This is a genomic window from Paenibacillus sp. Y301 (genome assembly GCF_059445505.1).
Genome location: NZ_JCAIUL010000007.1, coordinates 175,269 through 193,677 on the forward strand (window position 1 = coordinate 175,269; position 18,409 = coordinate 193,677).

Sequence of the window (18,409 nt, forward strand, 5' to 3'; positions counted from 1 at the left end):
TTCTCCCCTTAGTTATTATTTACCAACAAGGTATAATTATCGGAGAGAACATCTTAAAAATGAATAGAAATGGATAAATTTATATTTCACACCTATAGACTAGGAGCCTATGTTGCCGTAGTCCGAGATAGTTGGGCTGGTTTCGATTTTTTGTCTTTCAGGAGAAATGTAACGGGTATAGCTAATGCAACAATAATGGTCGCAATCACAAATACATCGTCGACACTCCAGGTAAAGGCAAATTGTTGTTCCGCTTCTTTCGGGTTAATGACACCTGCTAAATGAACGACGGTACGACTAGCCAAGAGAGAACTAAATATACCAATCGCAAACGAACCCATCCCCTGCTTAATCCAGTTATTGATGGAGGAAGCATGCCCAGACTCCTGAGCAGGTACAGAACTCATACCGGCATTAGTAACTGGCATATTCGCAAAAGTTATACCAATATAACGGATAGCCATCCATACAGTAATAAACAGATGCGATGTCGTCACCGTAAGTCCACTTAAACTCCAAGTAGAGATGACCATTAGCGTTACACCTATTAGAATAAGCTTAACAGGACCAACTTTAGAATATAGACGACCCACAATGGGTGCAAAAAGAACCATCATCAGTGAACCTGGCAACATAATAAGGCCTGCTTGCATCGCTGTGGTATGCTGTATATTTTGCAGAAAGATCGGGATAAGAAATGTTCCAGAATAAAGTGAAATTGAAATGATCGCATTTAACACGAGACTATAAGAGAACTTCCGTATACGTAGAATCCGCAAATGAAGAAGGGGTTCCTTTACTTTAAGTTCCCATAAGATAAAGAATGCTAGTATCAATGCTCCCCCAATCAACAAGGATAACGTCTTAGCGGATAGCCACCCCCACGTATTTCCTTCACTAAATGCTACGAGTAGAGCTCCACTACTTGCTATAACAGTCACAAACCCAACACCATCGAAATGTTGCTTCTTGCTGAGTTTATAATATGGGATATAACGAAATGCTACGACCATAGCAATCAGGCCAATAGGTATATTCATAATAAATAAGGCGTGCCAGTTGTAATGTTGAACAAGGAAACCACCCAGTGTAGGTCCAAGTGCAGGCCCTAGCATAGCAGATACACTCCACATGCTTAGTGCGAAAGCTTGTCTTTCCTTCTCCACAACCTGATAAATAATCGTCATCGTTGCAGGCATGATCAGCCCACTAAATAACCCTTGGATGATTCGGAACGCTATTAAGCTCTGAATATTCCACGACAATACACAAAGGGCAGAGCAAATCGTAAACCCGATAATCGAGAAAATGTACAGACGCTTATAACTGAATTGATCCCCTAGAAATCCAAGCACAGGCGCGATTACCCCAGTCGCGAGCATAAATCCTGTAACCATCCACTGTACGGTATGTAACTCAGAAGTAAATTGAGTCATGAATGCAGGTAACGCGATATTAATCGTTGTCGTGCTTAATGAAGCTAAGAAATTACCAAAAAAAATTGCAAAAAGAACCGGCCAAAATGAGCTGGCGGTCGCGGCAGAATTATTTTTCATCATAGCCCTCCATCTTGTTATACATATGCTGTAGTTTATTTATCTATTGATTGTTGAATTTTCTCTTGAATATCTACTAATCCAGCCAAAATCTGATTCATATCATTCATCTTTCCATGAACTAAATCAATTTGTTGGCTAACCATTTCCTTCATTTTCTCCAGTTCTGATCTCCGTTCCACCTCATCGCTAGAGGATTGAGAGTTACTATGATGTTGCTTCATTCGATCGCGAATGTGTAAATAGTCTTGAATCTCTTGTAATGAGAACCCGAGCACCTTTTTGGCTAGAACGATATTATTCAAGTACTGCACATCTTCCTCGGTATATAACCGAATCCCACCATCTGAACGTTCTGGTGTTGGCATCAATCCAATTTCTTCGTAGTACCGTATGGATCTTTTAGTCAGACCTGTTTTTTTGGCAACATCGTCAATTTTTAACCAATCCATCTCTTCATCTTCACTCCCGAATGTCCCAACTGTTTTGAATAATTTAACGTATATTACTATACTCCTGGACTAACGTTAACGTCAACGTTAACTTTTTGGGTTATTTCATGAAATTTAATTTGTTTTCATTTGTAATTCATACCCTTAGATATCAAAAAGACAGCCACCGTGCACCTTCCATACACGTTGACTGCCTTCAATAAAAACCTTATATTCGCTTAATTAAGCTAGTATTTGCTCAATACGTTCCAATACCTCTGCGGATAATGTCATTCCCGAAGCTTTTACATTCTGCACGACTTGCTCTGGACGACTTGCCCCAACCAAGGCGCTCGAGACATTCTTCTGACGCAATATCCAAGCTAATGCTAATTGTCCAACTTTCACGTCAAGCTCATTCGCAACTTCCTCTAATTGTTGAACTTTAGCGATGCGTACATCACTTATCTTATCTTCATTCCATCCAAGTTTGGCAGCACGACTATTCTCTGGAATACGACCTGAAGAGTTATATTTACCTGTTAATAAACCTTGAGCTAGTGGGGAGTATACGACCTGACCAATACCCTTTTGCTCACCAAGTGGAATAATCTCCTTCTCAATCTCACGTTCAAACATATTGTATAGCGGCTGATTAACAACGATCCGGTCAAGTAAATACCGATCTGCTACAGCAAGTGCTGCTTCCATCTGTGCGGCAGTCCATTGACTTACTCCCACATAGAGCACTTTGCCTTGACGTACCAAATCATCTAACGCTCGCATTGTTTCTTCTATTGGTGTCTCCGCATGGAAGCGATGACAGTAATAAATATCAACATAATCCGTATCTAGTCTTTTCAGACTTGCATGACATTGTTCCATAATATGTTTACGGGATAGCCCTGAATCATTAGGTCCATCTCCCATGTTACCAAATACTTTCGTTGCTAACACATACGACTCACGAGGATATGCCTTAAGTGTGGGACCTAACAATTGCTCAGCTGCTCCACGTTCATATACATTGGCTGTATCAAAGAAATTAACCCCAGCGTCATAAGCCGTCTCAATCGCCTTAACTGCATTCTCTTGTTCCACATAGCCACCGTAAGTTAACCAACTACCCAAGCTGATTTCACTAACTTTAAGCCCACTACCACCAAGTCTCCGGTACTTCATCGTTTGTAATATCCTCCTTTAAGCGTATGATCTGGAAAATTCACTTTTACCATCTTATTGTAACATTTCCGCGTATCCCGTTCACATGTCTATAGCTTTAATTGATTTCTTTTTCAAAAAGAGTGGTAATTATTGAATAATGAGGAAGACTAATTCCAATGACTAATATTACTAGGAGGAACTATCGTGAACAACCCTATACATTCAACCCAACTACCCCAATATCCCGAATCCTTGTGGAGAGCTTCAACAGAACTTCCAACCTTTCCTCAACTAAAAGAAGATATTACGGTGGATGTAGGAATTGTAGGCGCAGGGATTACGGGTATCACTACAGCCTACTTGTTATCTAAGGAAGGATTCAAGGTAGCCTTGCTGGATGCTGGCCAAATACTACAAGGGACCACCGGACATACCACGGCTAAGGTTACGGCTCAGCATGGCATGATTTATGATGAACTAATACAGCATTTTGGAGTGGAACAAGCATCCAAGTATTATCATGCTAACAATGAAGCACTACAATTTATGGCACAAACCGTAAAAGAACTAGACATTTCCTGTGAATGGAAAGTAGAAGATGCTTATCTGTATGCAGAAGGGGAACAGGCAAAAGCTAAACTTCTAAAAGAATTTCAAGCCTATGAGAAACTCGCTATTCCAGGACAATGGATCGAACATGTTCCTATTCCTCTTGTCGTGAAGGGGGCCATCCAACTTCCAGGGCAGGCTCAATACCATCCCTTAGCTTATATGAAGCGTCTGGTGGAAGCTATTGTTGAAGCTGGTGGACTGATTTATGAGAATACAACCGTTAGTGAAAAGCTCGAAGGAGAACGCCCCTTCACACTCCGATCCCTCCATGGAGATCATAAAGTTACATGTCAGCATATCGTCTCAGCCTCCCATTTCCCATTTACGGATGCTGGAGGATTCTTCTTCTCACGTCTTCATGCAGAAAGATCCTATGTGATTGCTATGACATCAGAAACACCATTTGAAGGTGGGATGTATCTTAGCGTGGACGAGCCTACGCGTTCTCTAAGATCAGCTACATGGAATGGAGAACCTGTCGTGCTGGTTGGTGGCGACAGCCATAAGACGGGGCAGGGCATATGCACTTATCGACATTATGAGAATCTAGAAGAGTTCGGTGGCAACCTATTAGGAATGAAGAACATCCCTTTTCGCTGGTCTGCTCAGGACTTATTCACCCTCGACAAAGTGCCTTATATCGGTCAGATCACAGCGCAGCATGAAGGAATCTATGTAGCTACTGGATTTGCTAAATGGGGAATGACGAGTGGAACGTTATCGGCTAAACTGATTACCGATCAGATTCAAGGAAGAGAGAACCCTTATTCTGAACTTTTTACCCCTTCACGTCGTTTTCAAGCTGATCCAAGCATTAAGAATTTCATCGTTCAGAATGCTAATGTCGCTAAGGAGTTAATATCCGGCAAGCTAGAGATTGTCCATGCTAAAGCAGACGAGCTTCAGAAAGATGAAGGATCGGTCGTTACGCATTATGGAAAAAGAGCAGGTGCCTATCGTGATCCTGAAGGTAATCTGCATCTAGTCGATACTACATGTACCCACATGGGATGTGAAGTTGAGTGGAATAAAGGTGACCGCTCTTGGGATTGCCCTTGCCACGGATCTAGATTTGGTTATGATGGCCATGTTCTTGAAGGACCCGCTGAAGAACCGCTGAAGAAGCTCGATTTCGTATAAAAGAAAACTAAGTAGCAGCAGCGCCTTCCTAAATCAAAAGACAGGCACACGTTTCACAGTAAAAACCACTCTCATTCAATACATGAATGGAGTGGTTTATTTGCTGTATATAGCTTAGTTTTCTAGCATAATTTGACCCGTCTGTGATAGATCATATTCTGAGATAGCACTAAGTTCTCGCTTGTACTCTTCGGATTGTAGAATATCCATGATAGATCGGATCCAGTCTATGTTATCTGCGTTCTTTATCATGACTAGATCATATCTCTCATTCATTAATGGAATGAAATCAACATGATCAACCATAGAAGCAGCTTTCTCGACACCTACACCAACATCTGCTTCACCGGAAGCTACTCTGGTAGCCACAGCTAAATGATTGGATCGTTCGTCGTCATATCCTATGAGTTGATCAGCCGAGATGCCATGAATTCTTAATTGCTCATCTAGTAGCACCCTAGCTCCAGAACCCTTTTCTCGATTAATTAACTTTAGACCTGGTTGGGTTAAATCGGTCCAATGGTTAATATTCTTAGGATTATTAGATTGAACATACAGACCCGCTCTTCTGAACAGTAGATTAACTACCACATAAGATGAACCAGCAAGTATCCTTCTTATGTAAGGAAGATTATATTCTCCTGTATCTCCATCTAACAGATGCGTGCTGACAACGTCTGCTTCGCCTTTATACATCGCAATAAGACTCTCTAGACTACTTCCATGACTTCGCAGTGGGCGTATCCCCGTTGTCTTATCTTCGATATGCTTCGCTAATATATCAAGGCTAATATCTTGCCCCGTAATCACGATGGATCGTATACCCATCTTCATCGAGGAAGGGGCAGGCCGATCTATAGGATTGAACGTGTTGGACAACCCTTTTGCCCGTTGTTTATATGCTTCCAAATCTACTGCATCTATTCGCATTTGTTTGCCAACTCTATAGGAGAGGAGCTCTCCCTTTTTGATCAGGTCATATACCGTAAGCTTAGAAATCTTCAATATTTTCGAAATTTCCTCCGTTGTATAAGACACATCGTTTGTCATAGGATCCTCCTTCTTAGCACCGTTTCGCCGTATGAATCTATGCCTTTATTCTAACATATCCCCAATTCATTATGATAAATATGGTTTACTTTTCAGGAAAAACACAAGTATAATCATACTAGTTATAACTAGATATAATCAATCATAACTTATAGGAGTGGAAATATGACTAAAATGATGAAAAACAGCTTAATTCTATGTCTGATCCTGATGATGTCTATCCTGGTCGTTGCCTGTGGTTCTACAAAAGATACAAGCACCCAGAAAACGAAGACGTCTTCAGAACCGGTGGAACTCACGATTTCTGCTGCTGCGAGCTTAACGAACGCACTACAGGACATTCAAAAGAGTTATGAAACAAGCTACACTAACATTAAACTTAACTTTAACTTTGCTGGTTCTGGTGCACTACAACAGCAAATTGAGCAAGGAGCTCCGGCTGATCTATTTCTGTCTGCAGCTACTAAGAATCTACAAGCACTTGTAGATAAACAATTGATTCAAGAAAACGATCATATAAACCTATTAACGAACGAATTGGTGGTTATTGCTCCAGCTGATAGTAAAGCCCAAATCACCAATCTGAGTGACTTGTCTCAAACGGAAGTAACTAAGGTGGCAGTAGGCATCCCTGAAAGTGTACCCGCCGGTAATTATGCGAAAGAAGCATTAACGAAGGCTAACTTATGGGATACTCTACAATCGAAGATCGTTCAAGCCAAAGATGTGACTCAAGTTCTTCAGTACGTTGAGACTGGAAACGTTGATGCTGGCTTTGTTTATCAGACGGATGCCATATCATCAGACAAAGTTAAGGTTATTTTCCCTGTTGATCCGACCACCTACACCGCGATTGAGTACCCTATGGGAATCATAAGTGCAACGAAACACCGTGAGGAATCGGAAGCCTTTTATAACTATTTACAATCCGAAGAAGCCATAAATATATTTATCAAATACGGATTCTCCGTTCCTAAATGATTACGGTACAAATAGACTGGCATACGTTCTGGACCCCCATTCGATTGTCGTTACAGATCGCATTTCTGTCGAGTATTATAACGATTGTAGTCGGTGTGGCTGTTGCTTGGTGGATGTCCAAAAGGCAATTCAGGGGAAAAGTATGGCTTGAAACGTTGTTTTTGTTGCCATTAGTGCTTCCTCCAACGGTTGTTGGCTTTATATTACTTATTGCTTTGGGTAGAAAAAGTTGGCTTGGACAAGGTATTGAATGGTTATTTACTTCACCTATCATATTTACTTGGTGGGCTGCTGTTATCGCGGCTGTAGTTGTGTCATTTCCTCTCGTGTATCAAACGATGAAAGTAGGCCTTTCTTCTATAGATAATGATTTGGAAGACGTTAGTCGCTCCATGGGTGCGAACGAGTGGCAAGTATTCCGTTATATTACACTTCCTTTGGCTTCGAGGTCATTAGTGACCGCTTATATTCTAGGTTTCGCACGAGGCCTAGGTGAATTCGGGGCAACCCTTATGATTGCTGGCAATATTCCTGGCAAGACTCAGACGATCCCTACAGCCATTTATGTAGCGGTTGATTCTGGCAATATGAATATGGCGTGGGCATGGACACTGACCATGATTCTTATTTCTTTTCTATTGCTACTCTTAACGGGGCGAAGAAAACAAGATTAAGGTAATCAGAAAAGGCAATGCATTCTTTGTTAAGGAATGCATTGCCTTTTTTAACTTCGATTCTCTTATAATTTAGGGTCTACAAGTAAGGAAACTACCTTACCCTCGTTCACATTGATTAACCCATAATCGGTAATTTTAAGTGCTGGACTAACGGCTAAGGAATGCGTACTAATCGACATAATTGGATTGTAGTGCTTATATCCAAGTGCCTCCATTTCCGTACGTAGCTGCTTCACTTGCGCTGCCACCTTTATAAGGGGTTCTTCCGAAAGAATACCTCCAACCGGAAGATGAAGGAACGAACGGATCTCTCCATTCTCCACAACACAGAATCCGCCTTGATTACGGATCACTTCATTAGCTGCAATCATCATGTCCTCTCGATTACGCCCAATCACAAGTAAATTGTGATTATCGTGAGAGTAGGTCGTTGCGATCGCACCCCGTTTAATTGTATCTCCGCCAATAAGCCCATAAGCACGATTTCCGTTCTTACCGTAGCGTTCGAACGTTGCAATCAGTCCATACGGACTTTCCTCCCAGTTCAATTGCTCACTCATCACGGATATATTCGCATGATATTCTTCCGTAAAGGTTGATCCATCCTTAACCATCATTACACGACAAGGATATTCTCCATCAGTTTCAGCGATAGGGACTTGGAAGTCATTAGCTCCAAGCTCCGAGAGTTTAACGCTCTGATAGAAATGTTCTGGAAATGGATTAACTTGAGCATGTTCAACATATTCTTCATCCGTAGCAAAAACTTTCACCCCGTCTTTGTACACTTCATCAATCACCATTGTAGTCACATCAGATAGTAACAAGAAGTCAGCTTTCTTATTCGGTGCAATACTCCCACGATCATTCATCTTCATCCGTTTCGTAGGTGTTAAAGTCGCGGCATATATAGCATCCTCTGGTTTCATCCCCATAGCGATTGCCTTGCGAACAATATGATTGAGATGCCCGTACTCTACAAAGGAATCTGTCATCACATCATCCGTAACGAAACAGAAATGTTCAGATACATCATGATGAATAAGATAATCCATCACTTCTTCTGTCATTGACTTCTCTTGAATTTCAATAAACATTCCGGCTTTCATACGAGCCGTCATGCCTTCAATACTTTGATGTGTATGATCTGAATCAATCCCAGCATAAATGAGCTGATGTAGATCAAGATCCAACAGCTTAGGAGTATGTCCCTCAATCGTGAGATCCGGGTAATGTGTTCGTATATGTCTCAGGATCTGGTTCGTCTTACACTCAGGGTCACGAATGACATCTACATAATTCATAATCTCCCCTAGACAAGCCATCTTCCCCGTCTTCATCAACTCATCGATGTCTTCTATTTCAATCGATCCGCCGGTCGTTTCCATCGGAGTCGCGGGTACAGAGCTCGGAATGGCGTAGAACATATCCGCAACACAATTCGTGCTCGCTTCCATCATCGCATGTACGCCTTCGACACCGAATACATTAGCCATCTCATGAGGTTCAGGTACGACCGTCGTCACCCCATTCTGGATCAAGCCATATGAGAACGTCGCCGGGGTTATCATCGTGCTCTCGATATGCAAATGGATATCTACAAGCCCTGGGATCATAACCCGCCCGCGCCCTTCAATGATCTTAGCACCTCCAAATGTTTCGACACCCCGCTTACCAATGTATAGAAATTTACCTGATTGTACAGCTACATTCCCTTGTTCGAATCTCTTGTAATAACTATTAAATACTTGGACATCTACTATTAATATATCTGCATGCATGATCACTCACCGACTCTCTTTCCTATTCCACCAATACCATCTTGTCCTTGGGGAAAATGAGGTTTATTCGCTGGCTGTTGAGATAAGGCCGATCCATTTCCTTGTTCACAGTAAATTCTCCTAGTTCTGTCTCCACGACATACTGATAGCTCCGTCCAAGGTAAGTGCTCACCTTAATAAGACCTGGAACAGCATTCTCTCTGTCCGCTCCATCCACTTCGAAGAGCATCAAGTCATCGGGTCGGAAAGCTCCTTTAAGTGCATTGGGGTTACTCGTGCCTAAATGCTGAGATCCCACGTATGTGCGTCCTTTAAGCGTCAGATGAATTTCACCATTGTCATTACTTCTAGATTCAAAAGGAAGGAAGTTGTTAAATCCTATAAACTTCGCGACAAATTCAGTTGCCGGATATTTAAAAATCGTAGAGGGCATATCTAATTGTTCAATATTTCCCTTGTTCATGATTGCCACTTGATCTGAGATCGAGAAGCATTCCTCTTGATCATGGGATACATAGACCGTGGTAATGCCCAGTTCCTGTTGGATTCGTCGAATCTCAACTCTCATATCTACACGCAGATTAGCATCCAGATTACTAAGCGGTTCATCGAACAATAGTAAGTCCGGTTCAATCACCAAAGCTCTTGCAATCGCTACACGTTGTCTTTGTCCACCTGATAATTCCTGTGGGAAGCGTTTCTCAAATCCAATCATTCTAACGGTTTCCAGAATATGCATGGCACGTTTCTTAATCTCATCATCCTTCACTTTGCGTAATCGCAAACCAAAGGCTACGTTATCGTAGACGGAGAGGTGAGGAAACAGCGCATAGCTCTGAAATACGAATCCGAAGTTACGTTTGTTCACAGGAACTCGCGTGTAATCATTACCCCCGAATAAGAACTTCCCATCCTTAGCTTCCAGAAATCCTGCAATAAGACGTAGTGTTGTCGTTTTCCCGCAACCACTCGGTCCGAGCAGCGATAGCAGTTGCCCCTTTTCTAAGTCCAGGTTGAAGTCTTCCAAGATCAACTGACGGTCATAAGCAACCGATACACGGTCTAAAGTTAAAAGTGACATACAATACCTCCATATTCATGGTGACGTTACTTATTTCGTGAAATAAGCCAGTCCCATTATTTTTTCTATAACAAACATCAGCACGCCCGTAATGACCATCAATACCACGGATATCGCAGCAATGGTCGGGTCGAAGTAATTTTCCACATAAGTAAGCATTTGAATAGGTAACGTACTCACACCTGGTCCTGTCATAAATAGTGAGATATCTACATTGTTGAAGGACTCTAGAAAGGCAATAAGTACACCCGCAATAATTCCTGATTTAATGTTGGGTAGCACGACCTTGAAGAAGGTCTTCATTCTTCCTGCACCCAGACTCATAGCGGCTTCCTCAATTGAGAAATCAAAACTGGATAAGCTTGATGAGATCACTCGAATAACGAACGGTAACATAATTACCGTATGTCCTACCAACAGTCCGAGATAAATAGGCAAATGATACAATACAATCAAATATTTCAACATCGTAAACCCGAGTACAATTCCTGGAATCAATACGGGTGATAGAAATACTGCATTTAATAAACTTTTACCTCGAAAATCAAATCGACTTAAAGCATATGCTGCGGGTACTCCCAATAGTAATGACAGGACGTTACCAAGCAACGAGACAATCATGGATGTCGTGAATGTCTTAGGAAACATTTCTACGTCAAAAATATTCTTATACCACCGAAGTGAAAAAGAATCCGGTGGGAATTTCAATACTGTACCCGGTTCAAAGGAGGTGATCGATATGATCAGAAGCGGGCCCAGCAGAAAAACAAAGACCAACAGACTGAATACGCCAAGTCCTACATTCTTGTTCTGCATTTCCTTCTACCCCTTCGGATTTAATTTCTTGGCCACTTTATTCATAGAAGCCACAACCACAAAGGTAATCACGATCATAATGGTTGCTATTACTGAAGCTAAGTACCAATCATTCAACGTCATCGCATTCTGATATAGGAATGTCGCAATGACCCGTTGCTTACCTCCAAGAAGTGCTGGTGTAGTATAGGCAGTAAGGCTACCCACAAATACCAGAATACTACCGATAATTAGTCCCGGCATGGCCAAAGGAATCACCACTTTACGGAAAGCTGTGAGTCTAGATGCACCGAGGCTCTGAGCTGCCGTCAATAGATCACCGTCAATATTCTCTAGAACACCCACTAAGGAAATAATCATCATAGGTAGGAATAAATGCACGAGACCGATCATCATAGCTATGGGCGTATACATGATCGTTAATGGACTATCTATCAAGCCTGTCCAGACTAAGAAATTATTAAGAATCCCCTTCCGCCCAAGGATAATCATCCAGCTAAAGGAGCGAACTACGGGACTTGTGAGCAATGGAAAAATCGCGAGTGCAAGTAGAACCCCCTTCTTCCGAGGCGCTTTTTTCGAAATATAATACGCCACAGGAAATCCAAGAATAATACTCACAATCGTACATACAACACTCACTTCTAATGTGGTTAACATGATCTTGAGGAAGTAAGGATCTTTGAAGAATTGGGTATACCCTTCGATCGTAAAATTTCCTTGTTGAAAAAAAGTAGATCCGATGGTAAGTATAATCGGGACAATCATGAACACCATCAGAAAGAGTAGGCCCGGTAGCAGCAGCCAATATAAATAAGTTTTCTTCATGTATTTAGCTCCTGTTCCGATGAAACATTATCTGTTTAAGGTTTCTATAAACAATTGTAAGAATGCTTCACTATCTACTTCGATACATACGTTCATATTCGATGGCTTAAGCAGGCGTTCATTGAAGTCGCAGACCGTCTGACCATCACACAATTCGCTACGTGTCTCAATATCCACATAATAAGATTTCGTAGTTACGAGTCCACTATAAAGTGCAACTCCTACAGCTAGGGGATCATGAAGCAGGCTAGCACGAATCCCTTCATGACGTCTTGCATATCGATCCATATAATCATTTAGACTTACACTTACATAATCCTTGATCGAAGGATTCGTCAGTTGGGCTATATGATCATCGGTGAAAAGTACCTTACTTGTAACATCCAGACCAACCATGGTCAGCTTCTTGAATCCAGCTTGAAATACAATCCGAGCCGCTTCAGGATCTGCATACATGTTAAACTCCGCTACAGGAGTAATATTACCTCTCGCGTTGACTACTCCACCCATGAACACAACCTCATCTACGAGTTCTGGAAGCTCCGCGCATTTGCGCAGAGCCAAAGCCAGATTCGTAAGAGGTCCCGTCATGATCAATGTCATGGACCCAGGATTCTCTTTTACCGTACGAATGATAAAATCCGGTGCGAATCCTTCGGCAGGCTTATTCGAGGGTGTCATCTCTTTTAAAGCTCCACCCAATCCATCAATGCCATGCACATCATGCTCAAATCTGGGTTCTCGCATCAATGGACAGAACGCACCTTGCACAACTGGAATGTCCTGCGTACCAATCAACTCAAGTATTTTGCATGTATTGTTTGTTGCCTTCTGGAGAGAAACATTTCCGCTAACGGTCGTAATCCCTACGATATCAGCCATCCCACCCTTAACGGCAAGTAGGATTCCTAATGCATCATCTATACCTGTATCTACATCAAGAATTGTTTTACGCATTCTTTTATCGTCTCCCATTCGACAGATTCGGACTTATTGAGCTAATTCACGGTTCCAACGGTCTGTCCATGTCTTGATATTGTCATTCACAAACTTCATATCTAATTTCAATAGATGATTAACAATATCCGCACCATAAGTAACTCCTACTGCTTCTTCTGCAGTCAGAACTACTTCGGTATTTACTGGAGAATCAACTTTGTTCTTCGCTGACTTCTCTTGGACTTCTTTACTCAGATGCCAGTTAATAAATTCTTCAGCTAACTCTTTATTCTTGCTGCCTTTAACAATGTTTACTGTGTTCATAACCGCATAAGAACCTTCTTTAGGAGAGACGAATACAGCATCAGGAACCGCTGCTTTCAAATCCTTCATATACATTTCCATAATCGGTCCACCAGCAATCTCTTCCTGGGAGAACATATTGACGAACTCCGACGTTTGACCATAATATTTCACAACACCTGGGTTCAACGCTTTAAGTTTCGCAAATGCTGCATCTTCGTTAAATCCTTTGCTTCCTGCAACCATCGACGCTGCATTAACAAACATCGGACCTGCTGTAGTTGTAATATTCGGAGTGGTTACGTTATTTTTAAATTCATCACTCCATAGATCATTCCATGAAGTAACAGGTTGTTTGATTAATTTAGGATTGTACGCAATTCCAAGACGTCCAATGGTAAAGGCTGGGCCGTATTCTTCACCTAGTGGTGCTTTGGCAATATCATAAATTTGTCCCACATTAGGGATTTTACTACGATCTATTTGCTCAAAAAGATCTTCATTAATAGCTTGCTGCGCATAATAATCAGACAAATACACAACATCTACATTCCCGCTACCTTGGCGAATCTTATTCAATCGTTCTGCATTATTCCCAATTTCAGTCACAATCTTCACATGATGTTCTTTCTCAAAAGGGGCATACACTTCTTTATTAAAGAAGTCTTCCGAGAATCCCCAAGTAGAGATCACTAACTCTGTTGGTGCCGTTTTACCTTGACCGTTGTCCCCTTTGTTAGCTTCATTATTCGTATTTGCATTCCCGTTCCCGCAACCCGCCATCAAGAGGCCTGCCATTGTTAAGCTAAGAATGGATCCCATTACTTTTTTCATTTTCATTTCCCCCATATTCATTTTATTTAATTAGGCAATTTCTATTTTTTTAGCAAAAAAAGAAAAGCATTCTTGTTAGACAAGAACACTTTCCTTTGTAAACAAAGTGAAGTGACACCCGTATTTCTGTTCAATGGTCTTCTCCTTAGATAGATCCAAGGAAAAAATCCTACTTATAACAATCATTATCTACTCATGTAATATAACGTTAGTCACTGCCCATTGCGTTGTACCATCATAATCACGAAGTACAACTTCAATTGAAAGCCCAAGTTCCTCTTCTAACTTCTCACGAAGTCTCTTCTTATATAAGAGAGACATTCGGAAGTCGACTTCCAGCTTCAAGCCAGGAGCTTCGCCTTCCAATGCAGCCGATCTAGGAGACCGACGATGCTTCGCATAAAGAGTCACGTGATTCTCTTCAATAGATATTCTTAGTAACGTGGTTCCAAACCCAAACAGTTCCTTTGAAATCTCATTATAAATATGAGAAATCCTCTTCTTGCTCTCATTACTATCCAAAAGCGTCATTTCATCACCTTCAAGAGAACTTTTGTGTAGAGAAACATCGTTTCATTTCTCATTGAATAACGTCTCCTTAGATAAGTGTATTTATCTCAACAAAAATTATTATACATAAATTAAGCCACTCAAGCAAGGAAAAACCCATAATTTTATCGATTTTAAGAGCAGAACACGAACTATTAATTTAATTAAAATGTTAATATTCGGATTTATGTGATATCTATATCCTTTAATATGAATCATAATAATTACGCACCTCCCCACTACGTTCACGTATGATAACACCTGCATCGGGATACTCTAAAAAGTGTCAAAGCCTATAGATTTAGAAAAGGAGGGAATCAGTTGGATCATCAAACAGAAGATCAAGTACGGAACAAGATCAATAAAGACGGAGATTCTCTAGCAGAAATAAAAAAAATGGAGAATGGCGTAGATATTGAACCCGAAGCTGATGAGTGGGTCGCCAAACCTGTAGCCTATAGTGATACGGAGTCTAAGAAAGATTAATCTCCATCACAATGAACAATAAGACCACCACAAGCTTGGGAACTACCTCTTATATAAGAAGTAATTCTCGCTCGGGGTGGTCTTTTCTAACTTTTAGACTCATTAGATTCATATCTACTGTTTATTGATTGCTCCCTTCTTGGTACTTTATTTCCTTGTACTTCCCAGGCCAGAATGCGAATCGACCACACAATGTTGTAATTGCTGGTACTAGGAATGGACGTACAATGAACGTATCCATCAGAACACCAATAGCCGTCACAATCCCAAATTGAACTAACGCTTGTATAGGTAAGGATGCCAATACAGCAAATGTACCCGCTAGAATGATCCCTGCAGATGTAATGACTGAACTCGTCTCTCCTACCCCTTCTTTAATAGCTTGTTTCAGGGGCATCGTTTTACGCTTCTTCCAAATGCTAGATATCATGAAGATGTTATAGTCCTCTCCTAGAGCTACTAAGAATACAAAGGAATACAACGGGATAGCCCCTTGGATCGCATCCGAACCAAGACCATAATGTATAATAATCCATCCCAATCCTAACGCTGAGAAATAGGACAAGATGACTGTCGCTACCAAGTAAATGGTCGCTACAATCGAACGTAGATAAATCAGTAATAGTAACGTAATTAACACAATAACCACAGGTATGACAACACGTGTATCTCGATCCGTCGCTTCCTTTGTGTCGTACTGTGTAGCAGTCTGCCCACTGATCCACACTTTATCGGTAGGTGCACTAATACCTGCGTCTTTCAACGATTGTTCTGCTACCGTACGTAATTCTGGAATATGATTCATAGCTTCGATGGAATATGGATTCATAGACAATTCAAGATCGTATGCAACGATCATTGGATTCTGTTCACCTTGTACGGGTTCAGACACTTTAGACACGTAAGGTAAGGTAGCTAACTGCTCACCCAAGACTTCTTCCTTACCCTCTGTATCGACCATGACCTTCACAGGGGCTAACTCACCAGGTGAGAACTGTTTACCAATCCGGTCGAACCCTTCCCTTGAAGCCATATCTTTTGGAAAAGAAGACATAATGTCATAGGTTGTTTTCACTTGTGTTGAGAAAACAGCCAAACCTCCGAGAATAATGACCGTAATTATCACGATGGTCCAAGGTTTAGTGACGACTAAATGACCCAAACGGCTTTCTTTCGGCGCTTTAGGAGTGGGAGCAGGTTTTCCTTTCTTGCGTGCATGTTCAACTTCCATTTCGTGTGTCCGTGGAATGAATGGATAGAAAGAGACACGACCTAATATAGCCAGTATAGCAGGAACTAGCGTTAAGCTTGCGATCCCCATGACTAGAATAGAAACACCGAATGGTACCGCGAAACGATGGTAAGTACCATACTTAGCCAACAATAGAGTGAACAAAGCCAATACAACGGTAAAACCACTCATTGCTATAGCTCCTGAGGAATCTTTTATGGATTCAAATAAAGCCTTGCCTTTGTTTTTTTCACTTTTAAGTACATGACGAAAATGGGAAATAAGGAATAGACAGTAGTCTGTTCCGGCACCAAATAGTAGCACCGTCATAATAGATATGGCTTGACTATCTACAATAATCCACCCTTTATCCGCCATAAATCCAAGGATTGGACTAATGGCACCGTACGCAAATCCAACAGCAATCAATGGGATTAGCGCTAGAATAGGTGACCGGTAAATGAATAACAGAATTACTAGCACCAATACGACCGTTCCTAACAACAGCTTAAAGTCAGCATTCTTGAATAATCCTGTTGCATCAATTGAAATACCTACAGGACCCGTAACCCGAGCACTTAACTCACTTTTGTTATCTTGTTTCACTTCAAATGGATCGCTTCCTAAGACATCCTTCGCCTGTGCTTTAAGTTCCTCTACCCCATCCTTTAACTGATCACTATCCATACCTTTATTAAATAACACCGGCGTTACTAAGGTACTCTGATCTTCTGAAAGGAGAGTCTTTATCGCAACCGGAGGCATCTTGTCAAATGGTGGGACACTCTCTTGGTGCGGTACAGGGTTAGCTCCCCACTTGGCAAATAACTGTTGTATCCCTGAGATATCTTCATCTGTCATACCCCCATCACGATGCCATACCAGAAGGGCAGGAATCCCCGTATCGCTTGAAAATTCCCGATTTGCTATTTCTTCGGCTTGTACTGAAGCCACATCATGATTCAAGTTAGGCGAGTTATTAATCTCTTCACTACCTATACTTGGCCAGGCAACAGTAAGAACACCTACAACCATAATCCATACTAAAAGTGTAATCCATTTCGTTCGTTTACCGGCAACCCATCTGCCGAATCCAGCCTCTTGTTTCATTGAATAATCCTCCTTGAACCCTTTACTTAAAACTTAAAACACGTGTAATGAACAACGGGTCAGTGTATAATAATTAAGTATAGATATAATTATATATACCGGAAGGTTAATTATCAATTACTTTTAAAAAATAAATTAAAATTTTATCCATTTGGAGGATATAACATATATGAAACAACCATCAAACAAATCCAACACCAATCGTACACCAGGGCGTCCGAAACGTTCAGAAATAGATTTACCCATGGATCAAATGATATTACAAATCGCATCTAACCTATTCATGGAATACGGTTATGAAGCCATATCCTTACAACAAATCGCCAAGGCATGTGGTGTAACGAAAGCATCGATCTATTACCATTTCGAGAGCAAGGCACAGTTATTCACTGCCTCCGTAACCGCCATGACAGGTATGGCACGAATGCATACGAAGGTTATTATGGAACAAGAAGCTCCTCTACTGAATCGGTTGCGACAACTAGCTGAGACAAAATTGGCCAAGTCACATGGAGATTTCGAGACCATCATGCGTGAAGCAAGACCTTCACTCTCTCCTGAACAAGTACAGGCTATCATGTCCTCTGAAGAAGCTATTAACGACATACTCATTGCAAGCTTCCAACAAGCGATGGACCATGGCGAAATACGTATCGCGGATACCTTATTTCTTGCTCATACTTTCTACTCCCTACTTATGGTGGGTAACCGCCAAATTCATGCAGACTATAACCTTTCATCTGCCCATTTAGCTCATCAGATTATTGATTTATTCTGGCATGGTATTGCACCTGAGTGATTGGATCAGCAGATATCAAAAAAGAGTACGCCACTGGTATT

At 41.3% G+C, this 18,409-nt stretch carries 17 protein-coding genes; 5 read left to right on the plus strand and 12 right to left on the minus strand.

The annotated features are described in order from the left end of the window. Positions 1-107: 107 nt before the first annotated feature. The 3 genes from AC1D69_RS14125 to AC1D69_RS14135 all read right to left on the minus strand — a co-directional run bounded on the left by AC1D69_RS14125 (position 108) and on the right by AC1D69_RS14135 (position 3,169). The gene (locus tag AC1D69_RS14125) at positions 108-1,556 is read right to left on the minus strand and encodes a DHA2 family efflux MFS transporter permease subunit (RefSeq protein ID WP_495456799.1); all 1,449 of its coding nucleotides are present in this window, start codon (positions 1,554-1,556) and stop codon (positions 108-110) included. A gap of 35 nt (positions 1,557-1,591) precedes the next feature. Continuing rightward, complete coding sequence (locus AC1D69_RS14130) at positions 1,592-2,008, minus strand: MerR family transcriptional regulator (protein ID WP_495456800.1); 417 nt, start codon at positions 2,006-2,008, stop codon at positions 1,592-1,594. Between the two features lie 222 nt (positions 2,009-2,230). Next, on the minus strand, positions 2,231-3,169 hold the full coding sequence (locus AC1D69_RS14135) for an aldo/keto reductase family protein (RefSeq protein WP_495456801.1): 939 nt from the start codon (positions 3,167-3,169) through the stop codon (positions 2,231-2,233). 198 nt (positions 3,170-3,367) lie between these two features. On the opposite strand from AC1D69_RS14135, the gene AC1D69_RS14140 reads away from it, so the two are divergent. Next, complete coding sequence (locus AC1D69_RS14140) at positions 3,368-4,903, plus strand: FAD-dependent oxidoreductase (protein WP_495456898.1); 1,536 nt, start codon at positions 3,368-3,370, stop codon at positions 4,901-4,903. A gap of 114 nt (positions 4,904-5,017) precedes the next feature. On the opposite strand, the gene AC1D69_RS14145 is transcribed toward AC1D69_RS14140, so the two are convergent. After that, positions 5,018-5,953, minus strand: coding sequence for a substrate-binding domain-containing protein (locus tag AC1D69_RS14145; protein ID WP_495456802.1), 936 nt, complete (start codon positions 5,951-5,953; stop codon positions 5,018-5,020). Between the two features lie 165 nt (positions 5,954-6,118). Between AC1D69_RS14145 and modA the strand changes: the two genes are divergently transcribed. Both modA and modB read left to right on the plus strand, forming a co-directional pair. After that, the gene (modA, locus tag AC1D69_RS14150; protein WP_495456803.1) at positions 6,119-6,934 is read left to right on the plus strand and encodes a molybdate ABC transporter substrate-binding protein; all 816 of its coding nucleotides are present in this window, start codon (positions 6,119-6,121) and stop codon (positions 6,932-6,934) included. Continuing rightward, on the plus strand, positions 6,931-7,608 hold the full coding sequence (modB, locus tag AC1D69_RS14155; protein WP_495456804.1) for a molybdate ABC transporter permease subunit: 678 nt from the start codon (positions 6,931-6,933) through the stop codon (positions 7,606-7,608). The genes modA and modB overlap by 4 nt, the downstream gene beginning before the upstream one ends. Before the next feature lie 65 nt (positions 7,609-7,673). Here modB and AC1D69_RS14160 read toward each other — a convergent pair whose 3' ends face one another. The 7 genes from AC1D69_RS14160 to AC1D69_RS14190 form a co-directional block, all read right to left on the minus strand. Beyond that, a complete protein-coding gene (locus AC1D69_RS14160; RefSeq protein ID WP_495456805.1) occupies positions 7,674-9,392 on the minus strand; it encodes an adenine deaminase C-terminal domain-containing protein in 1,719 nt (572 codons plus the stop codon). Positions 9,393-9,414: 22 nt separating this feature from the next. Beyond that, on the minus strand, positions 9,415-10,473 hold the full coding sequence (locus AC1D69_RS14165) for an ABC transporter ATP-binding protein (RefSeq protein WP_495456806.1): 1,059 nt from the start codon (positions 10,471-10,473) through the stop codon (positions 9,415-9,417). 30 nt (positions 10,474-10,503) lie between these two features. Further along, on the minus strand, positions 10,504-11,289 hold the full coding sequence (locus AC1D69_RS14170) for an ABC transporter permease (protein ID WP_495456807.1): 786 nt from the start codon (positions 11,287-11,289) through the stop codon (positions 10,504-10,506). Between the two features lie 6 nt (positions 11,290-11,295). Then, positions 11,296-12,117, minus strand: a complete 822-nt coding sequence (locus AC1D69_RS14175) for an ABC transporter permease (RefSeq protein WP_495456808.1) — start codon at positions 12,115-12,117, stop codon at positions 11,296-11,298. Positions 12,118-12,144: 27 nt separating this feature from the next. Further along, positions 12,145-13,074, minus strand: a complete 930-nt coding sequence (locus AC1D69_RS14180) for a nucleoside hydrolase (RefSeq protein WP_495456809.1) — start codon at positions 13,072-13,074, stop codon at positions 12,145-12,147. 33 nt (positions 13,075-13,107) lie between these two features. Further along, positions 13,108-14,193, minus strand: a complete 1,086-nt coding sequence (locus AC1D69_RS14185; protein WP_495456810.1) for an ABC transporter substrate-binding protein — start codon at positions 14,191-14,193, stop codon at positions 13,108-13,110. Between the two features lie 189 nt (positions 14,194-14,382). Beyond that, entirely contained in the window at positions 14,383-14,724 is a 342-nt protein-coding gene (locus tag AC1D69_RS14190; RefSeq protein ID WP_495456811.1) for a DUF2294 domain-containing protein, read from the minus strand. 339 nt (positions 14,725-15,063) lie between these two features. On the opposite strand from AC1D69_RS14190, the gene AC1D69_RS14195 reads away from it, so the two are divergent. Next, positions 15,064-15,228: a hypothetical protein gene (locus AC1D69_RS14195; protein WP_495456812.1), complete on the plus strand. Its 165-nt coding sequence runs from the start codon at positions 15,064-15,066 to the stop codon at positions 15,226-15,228. 121 nt (positions 15,229-15,349) lie between these two features. Here AC1D69_RS14195 and AC1D69_RS14200 read toward each other — a convergent pair whose 3' ends face one another. Continuing rightward, positions 15,350-17,569 carry an MMPL family transporter gene (locus tag AC1D69_RS14200; RefSeq protein ID WP_495456813.1) on the minus strand — a complete coding sequence of 740 codons (2,220 nt, stop codon included), beginning with the start codon at positions 17,567-17,569 and terminating at the stop codon, positions 15,350-15,352. A 169-nt stretch (positions 17,570-17,738) separates the two neighbouring features. Here AC1D69_RS14200 and AC1D69_RS14205 point away from each other — a divergent pair, with 169 nt between their 5' ends. Continuing rightward, positions 17,739-18,368, plus strand: a complete 630-nt coding sequence (locus AC1D69_RS14205; RefSeq protein ID WP_495456814.1) for a TetR/AcrR family transcriptional regulator — start codon at positions 17,739-17,741, stop codon at positions 18,366-18,368. Positions 18,369-18,409 lie beyond the last annotated feature (41 nt).